General features: G+C 62.3%; 21 protein-coding genes. 10 read left to right on the forward strand and 11 right to left on the reverse strand.

All coding sequences use genetic code 11. From position 1 onward, the window contains the following. Positions 1-54: 54 nt before the first annotated feature. The 4 genes from JDW18_RS10860 to JDW18_RS10875 are packed head-to-tail and all read left to right on the forward strand — an operon-like array spanning position 55 to position 5662. On the forward strand, positions 55-603 hold the full coding sequence (locus tag JDW18_RS10860) for a TetR/AcrR family transcriptional regulator (protein WP_218243615.1): 549 nt from the start codon (positions 55-57) through the stop codon (positions 601-603). Positions 604-608: 5 nt separating this feature from the next. Further along, on the forward strand, positions 609-2870 hold the full coding sequence (locus tag JDW18_RS10865; RefSeq protein WP_218243616.1) for an MFS transporter: 2262 nt from the start codon (positions 609-611) through the stop codon (positions 2868-2870). 30 nt (positions 2871-2900) lie between these two features. After that, positions 2901-4133, forward strand: a complete 1233-nt coding sequence (locus tag JDW18_RS10870; RefSeq protein ID WP_218243617.1) for an HlyD family secretion protein — start codon at positions 2901-2903, stop codon at positions 4131-4133. A 56-nt stretch (positions 4134-4189) separates the two neighbouring features. Next, positions 4190-5662, forward strand: a complete 1473-nt coding sequence (locus JDW18_RS10875; protein WP_218243618.1) for an efflux transporter outer membrane subunit — start codon at positions 4190-4192, stop codon at positions 5660-5662. 89 nt (positions 5663-5751) lie between these two features. Here the strand turns inward: JDW18_RS10875 and JDW18_RS10880 are convergent, their stop codons facing one another. Then, entirely contained in the window at positions 5752-6387 is a 636-nt protein-coding gene (locus tag JDW18_RS10880) for an SDR family oxidoreductase (RefSeq protein ID WP_218243619.1), read from the reverse strand. A 52-nt stretch (positions 6388-6439) separates the two neighbouring features. Continuing rightward, positions 6440-7360 carry an alpha/beta hydrolase gene (locus JDW18_RS10885; protein WP_218243620.1) on the reverse strand — a complete coding sequence of 307 codons (921 nt, stop codon included), beginning with the start codon at positions 7358-7360 and terminating at the stop codon, positions 6440-6442. A 103-nt stretch (positions 7361-7463) separates the two neighbouring features. Here JDW18_RS10885 and JDW18_RS10890 point away from each other — a divergent pair, with 103 nt between their 5' ends. Continuing rightward, positions 7464-8369 carry a LysR family transcriptional regulator gene (locus JDW18_RS10890; RefSeq protein ID WP_218243621.1) on the forward strand — a complete coding sequence of 302 codons (906 nt, stop codon included), beginning with the start codon at positions 7464-7466 and terminating at the stop codon, positions 8367-8369. 95 nt (positions 8370-8464) lie between these two features. Here JDW18_RS10890 and JDW18_RS10895 read toward each other — a convergent pair whose 3' ends face one another. The 4 genes from JDW18_RS10895 to JDW18_RS10910 all read right to left on the reverse strand — a co-directional run bounded on the left by JDW18_RS10895 (position 8465) and on the right by JDW18_RS10910 (position 13095). Continuing rightward, positions 8465-8776, reverse strand: coding sequence for a YdhR family protein (locus JDW18_RS10895; protein ID WP_218243622.1), 312 nt, complete (start codon positions 8774-8776; stop codon positions 8465-8467). Positions 8777-8920: 144 nt separating this feature from the next. Beyond that, positions 8921-10366 carry an efflux transporter outer membrane subunit gene (locus JDW18_RS10900; protein WP_218243623.1) on the reverse strand — a complete coding sequence of 482 codons (1446 nt, stop codon included), beginning with the start codon at positions 10364-10366 and terminating at the stop codon, positions 8921-8923. 33 nt (positions 10367-10399) lie between these two features. Beyond that, a complete protein-coding gene (locus JDW18_RS10905; RefSeq protein WP_218243860.1) occupies positions 10400-11857 on the reverse strand; it encodes an MDR family MFS transporter in 1458 nt (485 codons plus the stop codon). Positions 11858-11949: 92 nt separating this feature from the next. Then, complete coding sequence (locus JDW18_RS10910; RefSeq protein WP_218243624.1) at positions 11950-13095, reverse strand: HlyD family secretion protein; 1146 nt, start codon at positions 13093-13095, stop codon at positions 11950-11952. 76 nt (positions 13096-13171) lie between these two features. Here JDW18_RS10910 and JDW18_RS10915 point away from each other — a divergent pair, with 76 nt between their 5' ends. Next, positions 13172-13795 (forward strand): TetR/AcrR family transcriptional regulator, encoded by a 624-nt coding sequence (locus tag JDW18_RS10915; RefSeq protein ID WP_218243625.1) that lies wholly within the window; start codon positions 13172-13174, stop codon positions 13793-13795. A gap of 26 nt (positions 13796-13821) precedes the next feature. On the opposite strand, the gene JDW18_RS10920 is transcribed toward JDW18_RS10915, so the two are convergent. The 4 genes from JDW18_RS10920 to JDW18_RS10930 form a co-directional block, all read right to left on the reverse strand. Then, positions 13822-14556: a ribosomal protein L7/L12 gene (locus JDW18_RS10920; RefSeq protein WP_218243626.1), complete on the reverse strand. Its 735-nt coding sequence runs from the start codon at positions 14554-14556 to the stop codon at positions 13822-13824. A gap of 30 nt (positions 14557-14586) precedes the next feature. Then, positions 14587-14979: a DUF1963 domain-containing protein gene (locus tag JDW18_RS22780; protein WP_343216765.1), complete on the reverse strand. Its 393-nt coding sequence runs from the start codon at positions 14977-14979 to the stop codon at positions 14587-14589. 78 nt (positions 14980-15057) lie between these two features. Next, the gene (locus JDW18_RS22785; protein ID WP_343216766.1) at positions 15058-15351 is read right to left on the reverse strand and encodes a DUF1963 domain-containing protein; all 294 of its coding nucleotides are present in this window, start codon (positions 15349-15351) and stop codon (positions 15058-15060) included. A gap of 131 nt (positions 15352-15482) precedes the next feature. Beyond that, positions 15483-16307, reverse strand: a complete 825-nt coding sequence (locus JDW18_RS10930; RefSeq protein ID WP_218243627.1) for a type 1 glutamine amidotransferase — start codon at positions 16305-16307, stop codon at positions 15483-15485. Positions 16308-16494: 187 nt separating this feature from the next. Between JDW18_RS10930 and JDW18_RS10935 the strand changes: the two genes are divergently transcribed. Further along, positions 16495-18393 (forward strand): potassium transporter Kup, encoded by a 1899-nt coding sequence (locus JDW18_RS10935; RefSeq protein WP_218243628.1) that lies wholly within the window; start codon positions 16495-16497, stop codon positions 18391-18393. An 83-nt stretch (positions 18394-18476) separates the two neighbouring features. On the opposite strand, the gene JDW18_RS10940 is transcribed toward JDW18_RS10935, so the two are convergent. Then, positions 18477-18806 carry a carboxymuconolactone decarboxylase family protein gene (locus JDW18_RS10940; RefSeq protein ID WP_218243629.1) on the reverse strand — a complete coding sequence of 110 codons (330 nt, stop codon included), beginning with the start codon at positions 18804-18806 and terminating at the stop codon, positions 18477-18479. 132 nt (positions 18807-18938) lie between these two features. On the opposite strand from JDW18_RS10940, the gene JDW18_RS10945 reads away from it, so the two are divergent. From JDW18_RS10945 to JDW18_RS10955, 3 genes are all read left to right on the forward strand, one after another. Next, positions 18939-19547, forward strand: coding sequence for a hypothetical protein (locus JDW18_RS10945; protein ID WP_218243630.1), 609 nt, complete (start codon positions 18939-18941; stop codon positions 19545-19547). A 63-nt stretch (positions 19548-19610) separates the two neighbouring features. Then, positions 19611-21344 (forward strand): VRR-NUC domain-containing protein, encoded by a 1734-nt coding sequence (locus JDW18_RS10950; RefSeq protein ID WP_246610451.1) that lies wholly within the window; start codon positions 19611-19613, stop codon positions 21342-21344. Further along, positions 21341-23839 carry an ATP-dependent DNA helicase gene (locus tag JDW18_RS10955; RefSeq protein ID WP_218243631.1) on the forward strand — a complete coding sequence of 833 codons (2499 nt, stop codon included), beginning with the start codon at positions 21341-21343 and terminating at the stop codon, positions 23837-23839. Before JDW18_RS10950 ends, JDW18_RS10955 begins: the two co-directional genes overlap by 4 nt. Positions 23840-23858: the final 19 nt, after the last annotated feature.

Genomic DNA, 23858 nt, shown 5'->3' on the forward strand with positions numbered 1-23858 from the left:
GCAGCAGCGATGAGTTTGCTGCATATCGGACAAATTTGTCCGATAATTGCGCCCATGTCTTCACCACGCCCATCGTCAGCAGAGCGCCGCGCCCAGTTACTGGATGCGGCGGATGCCATTTTTGCCGAGCACGGGGTGACGGCCCCGCTGGACTTGATCGTCGAGCGCGCCCAGGTGGGCCGCGCCACGCTGTATCGCCAGTTTCCGGATCGCAGAGCCATCATGCTGGCCTTGCTGGAGCGATCGCTGGAAAAAACCACCGCTGCTGCCGTGCACTGGCGCGAAGACGACGAGGCTTTTTTCAAGCTGCTCAATCTGGTGGCCGAGCGCATCGCGTATTCGGCTACGCTGGTGGATTACTGGCGCACGGTGGATCAGGGTGACGACGAAATTCGCCATGCGCGCCACCGTATGTGGCAGGTGTTTGAAGAACCCATGAAGCGTGCCGTGGACAAGGGCTTGTGCAAGCAGGTGCTCAGTTCCAAGGAGTTGTCGCTGGTGTTTGGCATGCTGGGCGGTGCGCTGCGCGGAGAAACACCGGCGCAGCGCAAGCAGCTGGCACGTCGTGCCCTGCAAATTATTCTGGATGGAATCAAGGCCTGAAATTTATGAGTCAAGCTGCTGCACAGGCCCCGGGAGGCGCAACAAATCAAGCAAGCCAGAGCGCGGCGCCCCCACCACCAGCAGCCCCGGCCATTCCCATGGGCCCTGTCATTTTGCTGCGCCGCCCGCCAGACTGGGCCGAGCATGAAAAGCCCGCCCTGCCGGGCTCGCCCGCCATGGTGCACCACGAAAACTGGGTGCGTGTGTGTTATGGGTTGATTGCGGCGCTGGTGGGGCTGACGGGCGGTCTGGGCAATGCCTTGTTCACCGCCAACCTGCCCACGATTCAAGGGCAGATGGGGCTGACTTCCGTTGAAGCGGCCTGGCTGACGGGCGCCTACGTCATGTTCAATATGACGGCCAATTTGCTGGTGTACAAATTTCGCCAGCAGTTTGGCATGCGTCTGTTTGCCGAGATAGGGCTGGGCTTTTACGCCATGCTCAGCGTGCTGCACCTGCTGCTGGGCAGCTACGAAAGCCTGATCTTGCTGCGCGCAGCCAGTGGTCTGGCGGCGGCTACCTGCTCTTCGCTGGGCACTTTGTACATGCTGCAGGCCGCGCCGCGCACCTATGTGCTCAAGATGCTGGTCATTGGCGTGGGCATTGCCCAACTGGCCACGCCGCTGGCCTGGGTGCTGTCGCCCAGCCTTCTGTACAACAGCGAGTGGCACAACCTTTACCTGTTTGAAGCCGGGCTGGCGCTGCTGTCCTTTGCGGCCGTGGTGGTGCTCAAGCTGCCGCCCGGCCTGTATATCAAGACCTTCGAGAAGCTGGACTTCGTGACCTTCTGCCTGATGGTGCCGGGCCTGGGCCTGCTGATTGCAGTGCTGGTGCAGGGCTACACGCGCTGGTGGACGGATTCGCCCAGTCTGGCCTGGATGCTGGTGGGCGCGATCTCGCTGCTGAGTGTGTCGCTTTATATCGAGCATCACCGTGCCAACCCCATGTTTCACACGCGCTGGTTTGTGCAGATGCCCACCATTCGCTTTGTGATCGGGGCCATCCTGCTGCGTTTTCTCACGTCTGAGCAAAGCTATGGCGTGGTGGGCCTGTTGCGCACCTTGGGCATGACATCAGACCAGATGCAGCCGCTGTTTATGGTGATTCTGGTCGGAACGCTAATTGGCGTTGTGCTGTCTGCTATCACTTTTGGTGTGCCTCATATGGGCAAGCAGATTCTGGCGTCGATTGCATTGTTTGCCGTGGCCGCATTTCTGGACCACCACCGCACCAGCATCGACCGGCCTTCTGACTTCTTCTTCAGCCAGTTTCTGCTGTCGGTAGGCGCGGGTATTTTCATGGGGCCGCTGATGCTGACCGGCGTGATTCAGGGGCTGAAGTACGGCGCCAACCATATGCTGACGGCGGTGGTCACCATCTCCATGACGCAGGCCATGGGCGGGCTGCTGGGCTCGGCGCTGCTGAGCACCTATCAGACGCACCGTCAGCAGGTCTATTCCGTAGCGCTGGTGGCACAGATGAACCCCACCGACCCTGTGGTGGCCGAGCGGCTCAAGATTCAGAACCAGATGTACGGCAAGGTCACTGTGGACCCCGTCATGCGCGCCAGTCAGGGCACGGTGCAGCTGTCGCAGATCGTGCGACGCGAGGCCAGTGTGCGCGCGTACAACGATGTGTTTGCGCTGACGGCGGGCATTGCCCTGCTGTATTTGCTGTGGTGTCTGGGCGCATCGGCCCGCGTGCGTGAAGCTGCGGCCATGGTGCGTGCCATGACGCGGCAAAGCGGCAATCAGGCCACGGCGGCGGCCGCCACCGACGGCACACCCCAAGGCGCAGCGACTGTGAAGGCCAGTGCCGGTGATGCGGCGGAAAATGAGCAGGCCAACGAGCAGGCCCAGGAACAGGCCGAACCCAGGGCCAGAATCATTGTGGAAACCAGCGCCACCGATGCCTATGGCGATGAGCCCGTGGGCCGCCAGAGCGCCGATGCAGCGCAGACGCGCACGCTGCTGCTGGCTGGCGAGGCCATGCGCCGCATCAGCGAAGCCGCCTGGGCTGCAGAAGCCAGCGAGCAGGCGGTGCTGGCCAGCAAAGACCCGCTGCAGGACAACCCACAGGCGGAACAACTGGCCGAACAGCTCGCAAGGCAGCTGGCCGAACATCCTGAGCAGCCGCTGCAAGGCGGGCTGCAGAACCCATCCCAAGAAGCATCCCATCAGGATGCCAACCATGCACCCAGCGCCGATAACGATCGGCCCGTGGTGCCGCCACAAGTGTCTGCACAGGACCGTGACGGCAAGCAATGAACTCAAACAGATAACAGCAAGAGATTGAGTATGAGCAATAGCCAGAACACCAGTACCTCCACCCCGCCACCGTCGCCAGCACCCGCTGCCGCCCCCGCAGCTCCGGCGGCTCCGGCACCGGCGCCAGCGGCCCTGCCGCCCACGCCCAAGAAGATCAAGCCCTCGCTGCCCAGCGTCCTCATCATGGTGGTGGTGGCGCTGGCGGGCATTTTGCTGGTGTTGCGCGCCTGGAATCAGTGGCCCTTCAGCAGTTCTGTGGTGGCGACCGATAACGCCTATGTGCGCGGCGCTGTCACGGTGCTGGCGCCGCAGGTCAATGGTTATGTGACGGAAGTGCTGGTCAAGGACTATGAACAGGTCAAGGCCGGCCAGCCGCTGGTGCGCATTGACCGCCGCACTTATGAGGCGTCTCTGGCGCAGGCGCAGGCACAACTGGCCAATGCGCAGGCGCAGCTCAGCAATGCCGACCAGACCCAGGCGCAAAACCGCGCCACGCTGGGTGCCAGCCGCGCCGGTCTGGCAGCCGTGCAGGCCGAGGCCGAGCGCTCTCAGGCTGAACTCAAGCGCGTGCAGGAGCTGGCCGAACGCGGCTCGGTCTCTTTGAACGAGCGCGACAAGGTCAAGGCAACGTCCCGACTGGCCGCTACCAATGTGGCCAAGGCACAGGCTGATATTGAGATCAATCAGGAAAAGATCAAGGCCACAACGGTGGGCCGTGATTCGCTCAAGGCGCAGGTGCAGATGGCAGAGGCCCAGTTGCACCAGGCCCAGATCAATCTGGACAACACGGTGGTTTATGCGCCCAGCGACGGTCAGGTGAGTGAGGTTTCGGTGCGCAAGGGCCAGTACGTGGCCGCTGGCACGCAACTGCTGTATGTGGTGCCGCCCACATTCTGGGTAGTGGCCAATTACAAGGAAACCCAGACTGCCCATGTGCAGATCGGTCAGCAGGTCAGCTTCAGCGTGGATGCGCTGGGCGGTGTGCACCTCAAGGGCCATGTGCTGGAGATTGCGCCCGCCACGGGTTCGGAGTTCAGCGTGCTCAAGGCCGACAACGCCACGGGCAACTTCACCAAGGTGGTGCAGCGCCTGCCCATCAAGATTTCGATTGATGAAGGCCAGCCTGAAGCTGCACGCCTGCGCCCCGGCATGTCGGTGATTGTGCGCTTGGATACCGCGCAAAAAGTAGAGCGCCCCGCGCAAGCGCAGCAGGGGGTCAAGCCTGATGTGGCTGCAAACCCGGCAGAACAGGCAAAGCCATGATGAAGACTGCCATCAAGAGCCAGATGCGATCACGGACACCAGTCCGTATGCTTTGCATGGCACCCAGGGCCAGCCTGTCTGCGCTGGCGGCAGCTTGCCTGCTCAGTGCCTGCAGTGTGCCCAGTCTGAGTCATGCGCCAGACCTTGCGCAGCCCGCCGTACCCCAGGCCTGGAGCCAGTCCGGGGGCAGCGCAGCCCCTGCGGTGCAGGCGGACTGGTGGAAGGCGTTTGGCGACAGCGCGCTCAGCGACTGGGTAGAACTGGCCTTGCTGCGCAACAACGATGTGCTCACGGCCATGGCGCGTGTGGATGAGGCCAGAGCCAATCTGGACATCGCAGGCTCAGCCTCGGCGCCGCAAGTTTCGCTCAGCGCACCGGGATCGGCCAATCGCAGCATGAGTGCCCGCACCGGGCAGATGGTGCATGTGCGCTCGGCACAGCCCGTGCTGCAGGCCAGCTGGGAGCTGGATTTATGGAATCGTCTGGGCTCGCTGAGCCAGGCCGCGCAGCAGCGTTTGCAAGCCAGTCAGGCCGATCAGGATGCTGTGCGCCTGACGGTGTCAGCCACCACGGCGCAGACCTATATCGGCCTGCGATCTTTGCAGGCCCAGCAGGCGGTGGCGCAGTCCACGGTCAAATCGCGTGAAAACGCTGTACGCCTGCTGGGCGATCAGGTGCGCGTGGGCTATATCTCGCAGCTGCAGCTGAGCCAGGCATTGGCAGAGCTGGAGAGCGTCAGGCAGTCGGTGCAGCAACTGTCGCTGGCGACAGAACGCCAGCGCATTGCCCTCATGCAACTGGTGGGTGGGGCGGGGGATGAGCAGGCGCAGGCTCTAATGCAGCGCACGCTCCATGGCATGTCATCGGTCACGCCCGAACAACTGGGTACCAAGGTGCTTGACCGCATTCGACTGCCGGAAATGCCCGCGACCGGATTGCCTTCGGCCTTGCTGGAGCGACGCCCTGACATTGCACGCGCACAGTTGCAACTGGCCGCTACCGACAGCAATCTGGCAGCGCAGCGGGCCGCGTTTTTGCCGCAAGTCAGCCTGAGCGCCAATTTCGGCAGCCTGTTCATCAACGCACTCGATTACAACCCTGCACGCGTGTGGTCGCTGGGCGGCAGCATTCTGGCGCCGCTGTTCACGGGGGGGCGCCTGCAAGGGCAGTTTGATGCGGCCAGTGCCCAGCGCGATCAGGCAGCCTATGCCTATCGCGGCGTGGTCATCAAAGCCTTTGGTGATGTGGAAACCGCGCTGGTCAGCAGCCAGCAGCTGCAGTCGCAATGGCAGCACGCCAAGGAGCGCGAGAAAATTCTGAGCGCGACTCTGGGCTTTGCCAAGGACCGCTATGACGCTGGCTATGCCAGCTATCTGGAAGAGCTCGATGCCCAGCGCAACCTGTTCACCGTGCAGCAGGAAGTGGTGCGCCTGCGCCAGACCCAGTTGGAAAATGCCGTGGCCCTTTATCAGGCACTGGGTGGCGGCTGGCAGCGGGCCGCTGATGGCAAGGCCGATCCGCAGCCCTGAATATCGCTCTCTGTAGCACTGGCGGGGCAGAAAAGCCTGCGCCAGGGCGCTATGCGCCTTGACGCACTTCCCACTGCGGCCGCTGCCAATCAGGCAAACGAAGGTTTATCGCCCTCGGTGCCCGGTTTGCTGACACCGACATTGGCTCTGGTCCATTTCTGCGGGTGCAGCGCTGCATCCACTGCCAGCGCTGCCACACTTTTGCGCGAGACTTCCGTGCCCTTGAAGGGCTGGCTGCGGCTGGTGGTCTCGTAGCTGACCTCGTCCTCATCTTGCAGCCATGCGGCGCGCAATATGGTGTAGTTCGTGTCAGAGGCCTCGATCAGATCGGCTGAGCGTCGGTAGGGCGGCAGGTAAGAACCGATTTCGCGGCGATTCCATTCACCAAACTGGCCCGGCACTTCGTCATAAATGCCCAGCGAGTTCACAAAAATCAGGCGTTTGAGACCCGTCTTTTTCATGGCTTGCAGGATGTGCTCGGTTTGCGTATCCACATCGCCCGCCAGGTTGGCATACACCACGTCCTGGCCCTGCATGCTGGTGGCCAGCAGTTCGGCATCCAGCACATCGCCCACCACCACCCTGGCGTTGGCGGGTGCATCGCCGTTGAGCTTTTGGGCATCCCGCACCAGCAAGGTTTGCTCCACATCCGGATGCTCGCCAAACATCTGCACGGCCCAGCGCGCAATCTGGCCGGAGGCACCTAGTATCAATACTTTGGTCATGATTCGATTTCAGCATTCCGGCGCAGTGTCACTGCGCCGGGTACAGCGTTGATTACAGGTTGTCCTGGTAAAAAGGGATCAGCTTGGCCAGCGCCATGCCCACGGGCTCTGGCTTGTCGTACAGCTCGTAATGCGACCAGCCTTCCAGCACTACCAGCTCTTTTTTCTTCGAGGCGGCACGCCCGATGATTTCGCAGCCATCGCGGTAAGCGCCGAACGCGCCTACCTGGTCGCCCACCACCACCATCAAAGGCTGGGTGAGCAGGGTTTCGCACAGGTGAAAAGCATCCCAGCCAATGGCTGCGGCCTGGTGCGAATACAGGGCGCGGTTCAGGCCGTGGGGGGCGCGGCCACGGTCGGTGCGGTAATAGTCGGTGGCGCCCAGCACATCAATTTCCTTGATGCCAGCGGCCTTGGCCGCTTCTGGCGATGCGGGCAGCAGGTCATCCACCCGCAGAGCGGCGCCGCGTGCTTCGGCTGTGCGTTGTTGGGCCATGGCTTCCAGTGCGGCCAGCGGGTCAAAGCCGCTGAAACCTTCGCGCATCAGACGGCCATAGTTGGCGCCGGTGATGGTGCCTACGGCCTTGATGCGGCGCTCGGTCATGGCTGCGTTGATGGAGTAGCCACCGCCGCCGCAGATGCCCAGCACGCCGATGCGATCTTCATCAATGTAGGGCAGGGTGACCAGGTAGTCGCACACCACACGGAAGTCCTCAACGCGCAGGGTGGGGTCTTCGATAAAGCGCGGCTCGCCGCCGCTGGCTCCTTGAAAGCTGGCATCAAACGCGATGACCACAAAGCCCGCAGCGGCCAGGGCCTTGCCATACACATTGCCCGAGGTTTGCTCCTTGCAGCTGCCAATGGGGTGGGCGCTGATGATGGCGGGGTACTGCTTGCTTTCGTCGAAATCGGGTGGGAAATACAGGTCTGCTGCAATGTCCCAATAGGTGTTTTTGATGCTGACGGATTTCATGGCTGGCTCCGGTGAAGTGATTTGATGGAGCAAAGTTTAGAAGCGCAATTGCATCCGATAAATAGCCCAACACCTACATCAGCAGTAAGTTAAGCTTATCAATATGTCACTGGACCCCAGCCTGCTTCCCTCTCTCGTCTGGTTCGCCCGCGTGGTGCGTCACCGCAGCTTTACCAAGGCTGCGGCAGAGTTTGATGTCTCGCGCGTAGCCGTCTCGCTGCAAATCAAAACGCTGGAAGAAAAGCTTCATGTGCGCCTGCTGCATCGCACCACCCGAGATATGTCGCTGACCGACGACGGCATGCGCTTGTGGGAAAGCATTCAGCCTGCCTTGAGTGCCATTGAGCAGGCGGTGGTGCAAGTTCATGAAGCGCGTGATGAGCCCGCTGGCGTGATCCGGATCAACACCTCGCGCGTAGCAGCACGCACGCTGATAGAGCCGCACCTGCAGGAGTTTCTGGCGCTGTACCCCAAGCTCTCGGTGGAGCTGGTGCTGGACGATGGCCTCTCCAACATCATTGCCGATGGCGTGGATGCCGGGATACGGCGTGGGGAAAGTGTGGCAGAGCATATGGTGGCTGTTCCCATTTCGCCCCCCATCCGCTATGCCGTGGTGGGCTCGCCCGCCTATTTTGAAAAGCACCCTGCACCATTGCACCCGGAAAACCTCACCCAGCACCACTGCGTGCGCTACCGCCTGGCTTCCAGTGCAGCGCTGCTCAACTGGTCATTTACCGACCCCCGAACCAGGCGCGAGTTTTCGGTGGAGCAGACAGGCAACTACATCACTAATGATGATCTGGCCATGGTGAATGCGGCGCTCAATGGCGTTGGGCTGGTGCAGCATCTGGATTTGGCCGTGCAGCAGCATCTTGCCGATGGCACTTTGGTGAGGGTGCTGGAGAAATGGTGCCCGGCCATGGCAGGCTTTTACCTCTACATTCCAACGCGTGAGCAGATGTCCAGCAAGGTGCGGGCGCTCATGGATTTTCTGATGGCCAAGCGGTGATGCGGGCTGCTATGGCCCAGTGGCTCCATGGCTTCACGCTACCAATGGCTCATTACCCATAAAAAATGCCCGCGTGTTGCGGGCATTTGTAGCTTTCAGCTTCGTTGAATGACGCCTGCGACGTTATCTACGATGACGGGGGTGTTGAAATAGGTCACGCTGGGTTCGGTCTGGTATTTCCCGCGAACAAACTCTCGCCAGGCCTCTGTGTACAGGGCTTCGGCATCTGCGCGGTTCTTCCATAGATAGACTCCGCCGACGGTTTTGCCGTCTTCGGTCAGCATGTATTGCTTGCGCACCAGGCCGGGGAATGTCTGATATTTTGGGGCGGTGCTCTCAAAAATGGCGCGGGCCTCGTCCAGCGATATGGCTTCAGGCAGATTGAAGGTCGTGATGGTGGTGATCATGTCTTCCCTGTCATTTCAAGTAAATGCAGTCTGCATGGTAGCCGAGGCGGCGCGAGTGGCTTGCTTGCGAGGCAGGCGGTTGCGCCGCATGGCTGTCAGTCAGGTGGCCACGGCTGTGCAGGTCGTGACCGTACAGGATTTGACTTACGAGCTTTGTGCGGGCTGCACTTCTCCCCAGCCCAGCCCCAGTGCTTTTTGCAGCGTGATGTAGTCGCTGGACAGTCCGGCCAGCGCGCTGAGCAGGTTTTGCTCGGCCTGAATCTGCTGGCGCTCGGCGTCCAGCAGGTCCAGCGTACTGGCCGTGCCGCCGCGCTGGCGCTGGGCGGTGAGGGTCGTGGCTTCGTCGGCACTGGTTTTGGCACGGGCGTAGCTGGCAACGGCCATGCGGCGGTGGCCAAAGCGCGAGAGTGCGTTTTCTGCATCCTTGAGCGCGGCAAGCACCTTGGCGCGGTACTGGGCAGCGGCTTCGTCGCGGCTGGCTTCGGCTTGCGAGACGCGGGCGGCGTTGCGGCCAAAGTCCAGAAAGCTCCAGCTGATCTGCGGCAGCAGGGCAATGGTGGCATTGCCCAGGTGGGTGAGGTCAGAGATATCGCTGCCGCCCAGACCCAGCATACCGGTGAATTTGAGCTGGGGGAATCTGGCGGCTTCGGCCACACCGATTTGCGCACTGCGCGCAGCCAGCGTGCGTTCGGCGGCACGCACATCGGGCCTGCGCTGCAGCAGGCTGGCGGGGTCGCCAATGGCGACTTGGGCAGGGGGCAGTGGCAGCTCAGAGGCCTTGGCGCCGGCAAGCTGTGCATCCAGACTGCCCGGAGCCTGTCCCAGCAGCGCGGCCAGGGCGTTGCTGTAGGTGTCAATATCGGTTTGCTGGGCAGGCAGCTCGGCCCGGGTGACTTCCAGCTGGGTGCTGAGCTTGCTGACATCGAGTCTGGAGGCCGTTCCGCCCTGGTAGCGCTGGCGCTGCAGGGCCAGCATTTTTTCCTGGCGGGCAATGGCGTTCTGGCTCAGCTGCAGCCGCTTTTGCGCGGCGCGCAGCGCCACGTAGTTCTGCGCCACTTCTGCGGTGAGGCTCAGTTGCACATCGGCCAGATTCGCTTCGGTGGCTTCAGCGCTGGCGTGGCTGGCCTGCACGCTGCGGGTGTGAGAGCCAAACAGATCCACTTCCCAGGAGGCATTGGCGCCCAGGTTGTACATGCTCAGCCACTGGGAGTTAATGGTTTGCTCGCCCATATTGATTTCGGGCACGCGCACCTTGGCCGCCATGGCGCTGAGGCTGGCCGAGGGCATGCGGTTGGCTTGCTCCAGATCGACCGCCACGCGGGCATTGCGCAGGCGTGCGCGGGCAGCGTCCAGATCAGGGTTGGCGGCCAGCGCCTGTTCCATGAGCTGGTTGAGCGTGGTGTCGTTCAGGCTTTGCCACCAGTGGGCCAGCGGGGCAGCGGTTTGAAAAGCGGGGTCAGTCGCAGCGCGGGCAAACTGGCTGGAGGCCGCTGCATGGCCTGGGCCTGCATAGTCGGGGCCCAGTGCTGTGCAGGCTGAAAGTGCTGCCGCGCACAGCAAGGTGATGGAAAACAGAGGAAGACGGGGCATGGAAAACTCTTGATTGGGTCTGCGATGAACGGCTCAATGCCCGGACGCCATGGGCGCATTGCGGTTGAGCGGGCGCAGAAACAGCACCAGCGGAATCACGCAGGCAATGGCTACGCTCATGATCCAGAACAGGTCGATATAGGTCATGGTCAGCGCCTGTGTCTGGATGATGGATTCCAGCTTCATATAGCTCAGCGCGCCGTTGTGCTGCACATATTCCTGCACGCGCTCGCTGTTGGCCTGCAGGCTCTCTTCTAGGCGGCGACCGTGGAACCACAGGCGCTGATCCTGCAGGATTGCAATGGCCGCCAGTGCGAATGAGCCGCCCAGATTGCGCGCTGCGTTGAACAGGCCGGCGGCATCGCTGGCATTGGCCACGGGCACAGACTGAATGGCTGCCTGATTCAGAAACAGCATGGCCAGCACCGAACCCACGCCGCGCATGAGCTGTGATTCGATAAAGGCCGAGCCATCAGCCACGGCGGTCAGGCTGGTTTCATGCCAGGCGCTGAATGCCAGGATAAACAGGCCCAGGCCCACGGCAAGGCGAATGTCGAAGCGCCGAATCATCAGCGGCACCAGCGGCATCATCATTAGCGACGGAATGCCTGACAGTGCCACGATGGCGCCAGCCTGCATGGAGTTGTAGTTGGAGATATTGGCCAGAAACTGCGGAATCATGTAGGAGGTGCCATAGACCACCATGCCCACCACCATGCCCATGACCACCACGCTGCCAAACTGGCGGTTGAGCAAGATGGAGAGCCGGATGACGGGGCGCACACTGGTGCGCTGGCCAATCAGCAACAGCACCAGGCCTATGGCCGAGATGGCAAACATCCAGCAGATAAAGGGCGAGGACAGCCATTGATCGCGCTGCCCTTCTTCCAGTGCAATGGTGAGGCCGCCCAGAAAGGCGGTCAGGCCCACAATGCCCAGCCAGTCGGCCTCGCCAATCAAATTGAGCTTGGCTTTCTGATGCGGCAGGCCGATGAACAGCAGCGCCATCAAGGCCATGCAGATAGGAATGTTCAGGAAAAACGCATAGTGCCAGCTCATGTTCTCGGTCAGCCAGCCGCCCACATAGGGGCCGACCACGGGGCCGAGAATGGCGGTGGCGCCGAACATGGCGGTGCCAATGGGCTGCTGCGAGCGCGGCAGCCGCGTGGCAATGATGGTGTGGGCCGTGGGAATCATGGCGCCCCCGGTCAGCCCCTGACCGACGCGGCCCGCAATCATCATGCCCAGACTGGTGGACATGCCGCAGACCACAGAGAAAAGCGTGAACAGCGATGCAACCATTAATAGCAGGGTACGCAGGCCCAGCAAGCGCTCCAGCCATCCAGCAAGCGGAATCATGATGATCTCGGCGACCAGATAGCCAGTGGCAATCCAGGTGCCTTCGGTGCCGCTGGCGCCAATTTCACCCTGAATACGTGGCAGGGCCGAGTTGACGATGGACACATCCAGCGTCGCCATCAGCGCGCCCATGGTGCCCGCGGCCACGGCCAGCCAGGCGGCGGCATCGGCTTTTTGCACTGGCTGGGCTTGCCCGGCGGCAGGCACAGGCAAAGCGGCGCTGCTCACTGCGCACCCTTGGCGCTAACTGTTTCGGGGCGGTTTCCCGCAGCCTCTCGGGTGTTGACTTCCACAACGACCGACAGGCCAGGCACCAGCACCTGGCGAGTGGCGGCATCCACATCCAGCGCAATGCGCACGGGCACGCGCTGCACGATCTTGGTGAAGTTGCCTGTGGCGTTTTGCGGCGGAATCAGCGAGAACTGTGCGCCGGTGCCGGGTGCAATGCTTTCCACATGGCCTTTGAGCCGGGTGCCGGGCAGGGCGTCAATGCGAATATCGACGCTCTGGCCTGCGCGCATGGGGCCAATCTGCGTTTCCTTGAAATTGGCCGAGATATAGAGCTTGTCCATGGGCACCACGCTCATCAGCCTTGTGCCTTGCTGCACAAACTGGCCCACGCGCACGGTTCTGTCGCCCACACGGCCATCGGTGCTGGCGGTGATGACGGCGGCATCGGCGTTGACCTGCGCCGCATCGCGCTGTGCCTGGGCCGATTCGGCCTGTGCCAGTGCCTGCTTGACCTGGGCGTTGATGGCGCTGACACGGCGCTCCACCGCCTGCAGATTGGCGCGCTGCGCGGCCAGCTGGCTGGCGGCCTGTTGCTCCTGATTGCGCTTGATGGCCAGTTGCTCTGCGGGCTCGGCGCCCGTCTGCACCAGGGCCGCAAAACGGCGCATTTCTGCAGAGGCAAACTCGGCCTGCGACTGTGCAGCGCTGAGCTGTGCCTTGGCCTGGGCAATGGCGGCATCCTGCTCGTGCCCCTGGGCACGGCTGGCTTCGGCATTGGCCTGGGCCACATCAATGCTGGCCTTGGCCTGCGCCACCTGGGCGCGGTAGTCGCGGGCATCAATGCGCACCAGCGGCTGGCCGGCCTTGACGTCCTGGTTGTCCTTGACCAGCACTTCCTCGACATAGCCCGAAATCTTGGGCGCAACCGTCACCGCATCGGCCTGCACATAGGCGTCGTCCGTGCTCTGCACATACTGGCCGTGGGTTTTGTACTGATAAAACCACCAGCCCCCGGCGATCAGCACGGCAATCAGCAAACCGCTGCCAATGGTGCGCAGGCGCTGGTTTTTGGGAGGTTTTGGGGTGGCCGAAGGTGTGACTGGTGCGGCGTTAGTATCCGCAGACTGACTGGATGACATGGAAGCTCTGTTGTGATTTCTTATGCAGTCTCAAATAATATTGCACTGAGTGCAAAAAAGTCAATGAAAGGATGGCATGGCTGTAGCCAAGGATGAGCGAGCACCTGGCGTGCGCGAGCAAAAAAAGCGTGAGACCCAGAAGCTGCTGACGCAGACGGGCATGCGCCTGTTTCTGGAGCAGGGCTATGGCGAAACCACGCTGGACCAGATTGCGGCCGAGGCCGGGGTTTCCCGGCGCACGATTTTTTCCTACTTCGCCAGCAAGGAAGACATCCTGGTGGCCAGCTCAGACACAGGCTGGGAAGACATTCTGGGAGACATTCGGGCGGCCTCGCCCGAGTCCACGCCTTTGCAGGTGGTCTGCAACTGCCTGCTGCAGCGCGTGGGCGCGCGCACGAATGAAGACCTGCTGGCGCTGCGCCAGCTCATGCTGCTCAGCGCCACATTGCGCTCACGCGGGCAGACGGTTTTTGTGGAGCGCGAGCTGAGCGTGGCGCAGGCGCTGGCCCAGGTGTGGCCTCAAGCGCAGCGGCAATGGGAGCTGCGCATGGCCGCCATGGCGGCCATTGGTGCGTTTCGTCTGGCGGTGGATACCTGGCGTGACAGCCCGCAGCAGTCGCTGTTTGCACTGGCCCAGCAAAGCTTTGCCCAGTTGCAGCAGCTTCTGACCCCAGAGCCTGCAGAACTCCTGAAAAAGTAGCTGCAGGCGCTTTCAGATCAAGGGGTTCATGGCATTTTGAAGTAAAACCATGCGCCCAGACACAGGGCTGCCGCCAGCAGCAGCCACCAGAGCCAGCCCTGGCTGCGCGGCACTTCACCCGGAGACGTGGCCCCGGCGGGAATACCGGGCGGCATGCTGCTGGTAGCGGTTGCCCTGACGGATTGCCGCTGCAGGGTTTGCCAGTCCAGGGCAATGCCATCCATGGCGGCGTCGATATGGTCTTTGGCCTGCCCCAGTCCCAGACCCGTGGCTTCGCGCAGCAGGGTGATGGCTTCAAGCTTGTTGCCGCCCGCCACGGCCTCCTCGATGCGCGCCTGAACCTCATCAGGCACAGCGCCTGCGCCAGAGAGCAGCGCTTGCACCGCCTGCGCATGATCGCCGCTGGCAGTGATGGTGGTTGTGGTCTTGCCGTTGACTGTGGTGGTGACGCGCTTGATTGAGGTGTAGGAGCTGCCGCCACTGCCATGGGGGTTGGCACTATTGAGCTGCTTGATCAACTGCGCGGCGTCTTGCATGCCCAGACGTTTGAGCTGCTCCTGCAACTGGGTCATGGCTTCGGTCTGGCTCAGTTCTGCACCCTGCGTGCCGGGGGCAGCGAGCAGGGCCTCGTCCACGGTTTCCAGCAAATCCTTGGCTTCCTTGAGGCCCAGGCCGTTTTGCTCGCGCAACTGCTTGATGGCTTCAATCTTCTGGCCGCTTTGCCAGAGGCTGAGCACGGCGGCAGGAATCTGTTGGCGCATGGCGGGCCTCCTTGTTTTTGGGATATGGGCTTAGCCGCAATCGACCTGAAGGCGGCTGAAATCCTGGGCGCGCAGTTTATCGTCCTCGATGAAGGCCATCAGCCGCGCGCCGTCTTGCCAGCACCAGTGGAAATCGTCATGCGACTGCAGCGTCAGCAGCGAGCGCCAGTGCGAGCTGCTGGGATATTCCTGCGGATCGGGCGTGGGGTCGTATCCCAGGCTGTCCCAGCTTGGGCGGCCCAGCAGATAGTCGCGCGGCAACTCGCCGCTTTCTTCCAGTGCGTCAAACCAGTCGTACAGATCGTCAAAATCCACAGGCCAGTCGCTGCGCAGCTCTTCGTGGCGTGGAATGTCGATGCTGTTTTCAAACTGCAGCGCACGACTGGCCGTGGTCCATTTGTGGGGTGCCTGAATCTCATGCATATCGCTGGTATCCGGCCAGTAAAAAGCCTTGAGGTAGTCCGCATCGCGCCAGAAGATGCTGTCATCCTGGCTTAAGCCCTAGAACAGCGATAGCAGGCCGCTGCCGGGCAGCTCGGCCGGGCGGCCCGGGCCATCGGGTAGTTCAGCAAAGTTGATCTGCCCGACAAACAGATAGTGGCCATCCGGGTGCTGGGGCCACGCAAAACCGGCGGGCACCATGGGCTGGCCGCCAAAGCGGCTTTGCAGCGGCTTGCCACGGGCTTTGTCCAGCCGGATAGCGACCGCTGGCTGGGCCAGATTCAGGAAATATGATTTGTGCTCTCGCAGCAGAGGCGAGGCATCCAGGCGTTGTTCAAGCGTCTTGAGATCCATGAGACTTTGGGCGGTGGCGGTGCAGACCATTCTGGCCCAGACTGCGGCCCAGTCCGGCTGTGAGCCGCCTGCGAGGTGCAACAAATCGTCAGCCAGCAGTCATCACCATCCATGTCTTGAGACTACTGAAGTCATAGCCGCATGCGCAGATAGGCATTGGATTTGAGGTGAAAACGGTTCAGAGTTCCTGCGGTGGTGAACTGTGATGCTGACACGGGGTCAGGCCTTGATGCCGGCACAGATACCGGAACTGATACAGGCCGCTCCAGCTGATCCGTCCAGGCGCGGTAGGTATGCAGCGCCATGGCGTGCAAGGGGGCGATGTGCTGGGGCAGCTGGGCCAGGATTTGCGCCTCGGTCTGCACGGCTGGGCCGCTGGCTTGCAGCAGCTCCTCATGGCCATCGCGGCACCACTGGCGCACGCTGGCTTCGGTCACTTCCAGGTGCCCCTGAAACGCCCAGTGGCGGCCGCGCACAAAGCCTTTGTTCAGGCAGTGCTGGGCATACATGGTGCGGCTGGCGCCTTGCGGAATCTCAAACGTGTCGTAATGCCAGTTGAACAGCATGGCCTGCGCGGGCAGCTGCATCAGCGACTGGGCACAGCGGCTGACCCAGACCGGGCTCCAGCCAATATGGGCGCAGGGGTTGCGCCACACGCGTGCGCCCATGGCGCGGGCCAGCATCTGGGCGCCAAAGCAGTGGCCTAGCACGGGCACATCATGCTGCACTGCGCTTTGCAGCAGGCAACGCTCTTGCTCAATCCAGCGCAGCTGCTCATTGGCGCAGTGGTTGCTGCCCAGCACGATGATGCCGCGGTAGTCGCGGGCATTGGCCGGGGCCGAGCCTTGCGCGCAGGGGGCCAGCAGCACATAGGGAATGCTTTGCTGGCACAGATGGTCCAGCAAAATGCCGGGGCCTTGCGATGCTTCGTGCTGGAGGATGGCGACAGGTTTCATAGATCTGGCTTGTGCGTGCAAGCCTGTGATGGGGAAGCCCTGACTCTAGGTTTTGCCCCCTCAAAACGGCGTAGGGATTGGGGCGACTGGCATCAAGCTGATATCAAGCCTGTTGGGTGCATGCTGATGATCAGGAGCGAAGCCGTCATGCCAGAATGGACGGGCATTACAAAGAAAAGACAGCCTCATGCAGCAAAGCCACGAAAGCAAATCTGGTCACGGTAGCAGTCAGTCCGCATTGACCCTGGCGGCACTGGGCGTGGTGTTTGGCGATATCGGCACCAGCCCGCTTTATGCGTTCAAGGAGGCGTTCTCGGGAGCGCATGGCCTGGCGGTCTCGCCCGAGAACGTGCTGGCCGCACTGTCGGCCTTGCTCTGGGCCGTCATCATCGTGGTGGCCATCAAATATGTCTGGATTGTTCTGAGCTACGACAACGATGGCGAGGGCGGCGTGCTGGCGCTGACGGCGCTGGTGCACCGCGTAATGGGCGATCGTTCAAGACGTTCGCGCATTGTGGTGGGCGCAGGCGTCTTTGCAGCAGCCCTGTTTTATGGCGATGCCATCATCACCCCAGCCATTTCCGTGCTCTCGGCCGTTGAAGGCATGAGCATTGCCACGCCGAATTTCGAGCACTTCATCGTTCCCATCACCATTGGCATTCTGATCGGGCTGTTTTCCATCCAGATGAAGGGCACCAGCGTGGTGGGCAAACTGTTCGGCCCCGTCACCATCATCTGGTTTGTCTGCCTGGCCTGGCTGGGCGTCAGCAGCATTGTTCAGGCGCCCATGGTGCTGCAGGCCGTCAACCCCATGCATGCGCTGCGTTTTGCCGTGCAGCACACGGACAAGGCCTTCTTCCTGCTGTCTGCCGTGTTTCTGGCCATGACTGGCGCCGAAGCGCTGTATGCCGACATGGGGCATTTCGGCAGCCGCGCCGTGCGCCTGGGCTGGTACGGGCTGGTGTTTCCGGCGCTGATGGTCAATTATTTTGGCCAGGGCGCGCTGCTGCTGCGCAATGCCGATGCCGCCAGCAACCCCTTCTTCCTGCTGGCTTCCAGCTCATGGCTGCTGGTGCTGGTGGTGCTGGCAACCGCGGCCACGGTGATTGCCTCGCAGGCCACTATCTCTGGCGCTTATTCCATGACGCTGCAGGCCAGCCGCCTTGGCTATTTGCCCCGCGTGCGCGTGCTGCACACCTCTGACCGTGAGCAGGGCCAGATCTACATCCCCAGCGTGAACTGGCTAATGCTGCTGTCGGTGATAGCGCTGGTGCTGGCCTTCAAATCCTCTGGCGCGCTGGCAGCGGCTTATGGCATTGCGGTGTCGGGCACCATGCTCATCACCACCATGCTGGTGGGCTTTGTGGTGTATCTGGGCCGCAGCACCTATCGCTGGTTGACGCTGGCGGCGCTGGGCTGTTTTGCGCTGCTGGAAATAGGCTTTTTTGCTTCTAACCTGACCAAGCTGGAGCAGGGCGGCTGGCTGCCCCTGAGTCTGGGCGCGCTGATTTTCATTGCGCTGACCACCTGGAGAGACGGCACGCAACTAGTGGCCGAGCACCGCCGCAAGATGGACATTCCCATGGAGGATTTCATGGCCTCGCCCATGACCGGGGTGCCCGTGGTGTCTGGCACGGCGGTGTATCTGACCTCCGACCCCAAAGTCGTGCCCAATGCGCTGTTTCACAATCTCAAGCATTTCAAAGTCATGCATGAGCAGACCGTGTTTCTGCATGTGATCAATGAAAACACGCCCTATGTGCATGACGCCATGCGCTCGCAGCTGCACCGGCTTTGCAACGGCGTCTGGATGCTGGACATGCATTTCGGCTTTCGCGAGCAGCCCAATATTCCGGCGGCCCTCAAGCTCATTCGGCCCGATGAAGAGGGCGAGACCCCGGATCTGGACCCCATGCGCACCAGCTTTTTTGTGGCGCGCGCCCAGGTGGTGGACGGGCCGGGCGGGCTGTCTGCCTGGCGCTGCGCCCTGTTTGGCTGGATGACCCGCCAGTCCGCCAGCGCAGCCAGTTATTACAAGCTGCCCGCCAACCAGGTGGTGGAGCTGGGAACCCAGGTCGTCCTGTAATCAACGACTGAAAGAAAAATCAGCCTGCAGCCCTTGATGGGCATGCGCAGGCTGCTCTCTTTTTTGGAGGGGTGTTTTGCGGCTTATTCGCCCAGCGCATCCAGCGCGCGGGCGGAATACACCATGGACGCGCCTGCATTCAGCGCCACTGCCACGCCCAGCGCTTCGGCAATTTCTTCCCTGGTAGCGCCAGCGGCTTTGGCAGCCTTGGTGTGCACGGCAATGCAGCCGTCGCAGCGTGTGGTCACGCCCACGGCAATGGCAATCAGCTCGCGGGTCTTGGCATCCAGATGGCCAGTCTTGCTGCCAGCGGTGGACAGCGCCTTGTAGCCTTCCATGGTGCCCGGAGAGAGTTGCGAGAACTCACCCAGACGTCCAGCCAGTTCCTTGCGGTATTCGTTCCAGTCCAGCATTGCATGCTCCTTGTGTTGATGCAGCTATTGTGTGGCGCAGCAATATGCCGCCCGGCGTAGGTGTTTTTCGAATTTGCGCTGCCTGAGCAGAGACCGCCAGCTGACCCTTATAGTCATCGCATGAAGAAATGGATGTTTTTTCCTGCTGCGCTGGGGGCGAGCCTGGGGCTGAGCGCAACGCTGCACGCGGCCCAGCCCCGCGCCGTGGATGTGCTGGGCTTTGACATCGCTGGCGTGAAGCTGGGCATGGAGCTTGCTCAGGCCAGAAGCGCCATGGCCGCCTATTTCGGCATACCGCCTTCAGCCGTAGAGCTCGAATATCAGGCACAGCCCAGCCCATTGACGGGAACCGAGCTGCCCATGCGCCTGCGCTATGAAAAAGAGGGCGAGGAAGTGTTGGTAAATCTGGAGCCCAGGCTGCCCATCAACGCCAAGGCGACAACCTTTGCCAGCACCCAGGTCGTGCGCCACTGGCCGCAGGGCTCGCGCAGCAAAGAGCAGGTTTTTGAGGGGGCACGAGCGCGATACGGGGTGCCCTCTGGCGTGGTGGATCAGCGCATGCTGTGGTGCGCCAGGCCGTCGGCAGACCCTGCGGTGGTCTGCCTGCAGGGCAACCCGGCAGTGCTGGCCGTCTCTGCCAAGGGGGAGGCACTGTTCGATATCCGCAGGGTTGATGCGCGTGTGGAGGCAGAAATGGCTGCGAGGGCAGGCAGTGGCCGAAATGCCCAGCAAAGCCCGTAAATTTCCAAGCCCTCAAAGCCTGAGCAGGCAGCGTGAACTTTAAACTGTATAAAAATACAGCCAATGTCAGGCGTCTTGATAGCTCCCCACCGTTTTTACTATCTGCACAACTTCCAGCAGGCGCTGGACTGGTTGGGCCAGCGTTATGGCGATCTGCTCAGCGCTGAAGAATGGCAGTTTCTGCAGCAGTTTCCCCGGTTGCCGCAAAGTGCGCAGGCCTTGCTGGTACGCATGGTCATGCGCAAAGGGCCGTGGTTCAGGGCCAGCAAGCTGGCCTATGAAGAGATTGCGGACACTGTGCAGGCAGCGGCGCCGCTGCTTGAGGCGGGCTGGATCAGCGCTGATGCGCCCATGCCGCTTTCCGAGCTGTTTGGCCTGCACACCAAGCCCGAGCTGCTGCAGATTTTCAAGCAAGCGGGGCTGAGTGCCACGCTGCGCAAGCCCGAAATGCTGGCGTGGGTGCAAGAGCGTATGCAGGAGGATCAGAAGCAGGACCAAGTGCAGCTACTTTCGGCACTGGATGCGCAGAGCAGGCCCTATGCCCGCTGGAACGCGCAGCCGCAGGAACCCGTCTGGCGCGTGATGGTGGGTGAGTTGTGCGAGCGCCTGCGGCTGATGTTCTTTGGCAATCTCTACCAGGACTGGTCGGAGTTCGTGCTGGCCGATCTGGGCATTTTCCGCTATGAGGCTGTGCCGCTGGACGCGGCCTCACGCGCTTTTCAAAGCCGTGCTGATGTGGACTTTTACCTGTCGATTTCCGCCAGCCGTCAGGCGCTGGATGAGGGGGCTGATGCAGTGCAGCTGCTGCAGTCGCTTATCGAAAATAAGAGCGCCAACCCATGGCTGGATCAGCGCCGGGCCAAGGTTTTGCTGCGCATAGGCCAGGCCAGCGAGCGTGCTCAGAACTGGCCGCTGGCAGCGCAGGCCTACACCGCCAGCGGCTACCACGGTGCGCGCCACCGGCATATTCGTGTGCTGGAGCGCATGCAATGTTTCGATCAGGCGCTAGCCCTTGCTGAGCAAGCGCAGGCTGCTCCTGAAAGTGAAGAAGAGCGCCAGCGCGTGGCCCGCATGCTGCCGCGCTTGCGGCGCAGTCTGGGGCACAGCAGCAGCCGCCAGAGTGCACTGGCCCCGGCTGTGGCGGCGCTGCGCTGTGATGTGGAGCTGGACCTTCCCCAGGAAGCCACGGCGGTGGAATACGCGCTGCGAGACCACTGGCATCGCAATGAGGCGCCCGTGTTCTACGTGGAAAACGCCCTCATCAACTCGCTGTTTGGCCTGCTGTGCTGGCCGGCGATTTTTGCGCCACTGCCCGGGGCATTTTTTCACCCCTTTCAGAGTGGCCCGGCAGACTTGAGCGCCCCGGATTTTGCGGCGCGCCGTCAGCCGCTGTTCGATGCTTGCCTGGCAGAGCTGGAGGACGGACGCTACCGCGCCACCATCCGGGCGCGCTTTGTGCAGAAAGAGGGCACGCAGTCGCCTTTTGTCTTCTGGGGCACGTTGACGCAGGAACTGCTGGATCTGGCGCTGGAATGCATTCCCGCCCAGCATCTGCAACAACTGTTTGCACGGCTGCTGCGCGATGTGAAAGCCAACCGCACCGGCTTTCCCGATCTGGTGCGCTTCTGGCCGCAGCGCACCGAGGCGCAGGGCCGCTATGAGCTGGTGGAAGTCAAAGCCCCGGGCGATAAGCTGCAGGACAACCAGATTCGCTGGCTGACGTATTGCACCGAGCTGGGCATGCCGGTGCGCGTGTGCCATGTGCAGTGGCGCGGGCAGCAGACAGATCAGCCATGAAAGCGCCGCTGACGGTGGCCGTACGCGCACTGTGCGAATTCACTGCGCGCAGCGGTGATCTGGACCTGCGCTTTACCCCCGCGCCCAGTGCGCTGGAAGGCATGGAAGGCCACGCCGTGGTGCAAAAACGCCGGGGCGAGAAGTACGAGGCTGAAATGGCACTGAGCGGCAGCTATCAGGACCTGCAGGTGCGCGGCCGCGCCGATGGTTTTGATGCGCGGTTGCAGCAACTGGAAGAAATCAAAACCTACCGTGGCCCGCTGGAGGGCGTTCGCCCCCATCACCGTGCGCTGCACTGGGCGCAGGCCAGGGTTTATGGCCACCTGCTGTGCCAGGCGCGGGGGCTGGCGCAGATCAAAGTGGCGCTGGTCTATTTTCAGATCGGCACCCAGCAGGAAACCGTGCTGACCGAAGATTGCAGCGCGGCCGAACTGCAGCAATTTTTCGAGGACCAATGCCAGCGCTATCTGGACTGGGCGCGCAGCGAGGCCGCGCATATTCAGCAACGCAGTGCGGCACTGGCGGGGCTGGCCTTTCCCATGCCCGCCTTTCGCACGGGCCAGCGGCAGCTGGCAGTGGCGGTGTACCGCACGGCCAGGGCTGCTGAGCCCGGAGCTTGCCTGATGGCGCAGGCGCCCACGGGAATTGGCAAGACGCTGGGCACGATCTTTCCCATGCTCAAAGCCATGGTGCCGCCCGACGAGAAGCAGGCTCGGGACTCTGAAAAAGAGAGCGCCTCACGCAAGCTACAGGCGCTGGATAAGCTGTTTTTCCTCACAGCTAAAGGTACAGGCCATGGCCTGGCACTGCATGCGCTGGCCCAGATTCAAGGGGCGCTGGCGCTGTCGCCTGAAAGCAAGGGCGCCCCATTGCGTGTGCTGCAGATGCGCGGCAGAGACAAGGCTTGCGAGCACCCGGACAAAGCCTGCCACGGCGATTCCTGCCCGCTGGCACGCGGCTTTTTTGACCGGCTTCCCGCAGCGCGGCGCTCTGCCGCGGCATCGTCTGCTGACCGCACGGTCTGGGATGGCCCGGCGGTCAGAGCGCTGGCGCTGCAGCATGGCATCTGCCCCTATTACCTGTCGCAAGAGCTGGCCCGCTGGGCCGATGTGGTGGTGGCCGACTATCACTACTTCTATGACAGCTCTGCCATGCTCTATGCGCTGACCCAGCAGCAAGGCTGGCGCGTGGGTCTGCTGGTGGACGAGGCGCACAACCTGCTGGAACGCGCCCGCAGCATGTACACGGCGCCGCTGTCGCAGTTTGACTTGATGGCCGCGCGGCAGGCGGCTGAAGGGGCGGTCAAAAAAGCGCTGGATGCCTTGCAGCGCCAGTGGAATGCGCTAAACAAGACGCAAAACGGCCAGATCTCTGACGAAGGTGGTGCGGCAGAAGACACACAAGAGGCGGAGCTGCCACTTTTTGCGCAGACCCCGCGAGTGGCGAAGCTGGCCTCGCGGCCATCTCAGGCCAAGGCCTATCAAAGCTGCGAAGCCATCCCGCCAGCGCTGCTGGCCGCTGTTCAGCGTGCGATTGCTGCGATTGCCGATGTGCAGGCCGACCAGCCCCTGCCGCCCGGCGATGCGGTGCTGAGCTTTTACTGGGAGCTGCTGCACTTTCAGGCGCTGGCCGAATCTTTTGGCCCGCATGCGCTGTTCGATATTCAAAGCCTTGCATCGCCAAGGCACAGCACCGCACGCAAGCCATTGCCAGCGCTGTCCACGCTGTGCATACGCAATGTCATTCCGGCGCCGCACCTGGCTGAGCGCCATGCGGCGGCGCAGGCCACGGTGCTGTTTTCGGGAACCCTCAGCCCTCCACAGTTCTACCGCGACCTGCTGGGTCTGCCGCCCGAGACGGCCTGGCTGGAGGTGGACGCGCCGTTTGCCGCCCATCAGCTGCAGCTGCAGATTGCCCGCCATATCTCCACGCGGTGGCGCGACCGGGAGGCTTCTCTGGTGCCCATGGCAAACCTGATTGCGGCCCAGTTTGCGCGCCAGCCGGGCAACTATCTGTGCTTTGTCAGCAGCTTTGACTATCTGCAGCGCGTGGCCGCCACCTTGCAGCGCCTGCACCCGCAGCTGCCGCTGTGGCAGCAGGAACGCAGCATGGACGACGCAGCGCGCAGCGCATTTCTGGCGCGCTTTGCAGCAGACGGGCAGGGTGTGGGGCTAGCCGTGCTGGGCGGGGCTTTTTCTGAGGGGGTGGATTTGCCTGGCTCGCGTCTGATCGGCGCATTCATTGCCACGCTGGGGCTGCCGCAGGTCAATCCGGTCAATGAGGCCATGCTGCGCGTCATGAACGATGTGATGGGCGAAGGCCTGGGCCATGACTACACCTACCTCTACCCGGGGCTGCGTAAAGTGGTGCAGGCGGCAGGCCGGGTGATTCGCACCGAACATGATCGCGGCGTGGTGGTGCTGATGGATGACCGCTTTGCGCGGGCGCAGGTCAGGGCGCTGCTGCCAGTCTGGTGGCAGGTTTCGGGCCAGTAGCTGTGCAGCACTGGGGCAT

It is taken from the genome of Comamonas fluminis (assembly GCF_019186805.1).
GTDB lineage: Bacteria > Pseudomonadota > Gammaproteobacteria > Burkholderiales > Burkholderiaceae_C > Comamonas > Comamonas fluminis.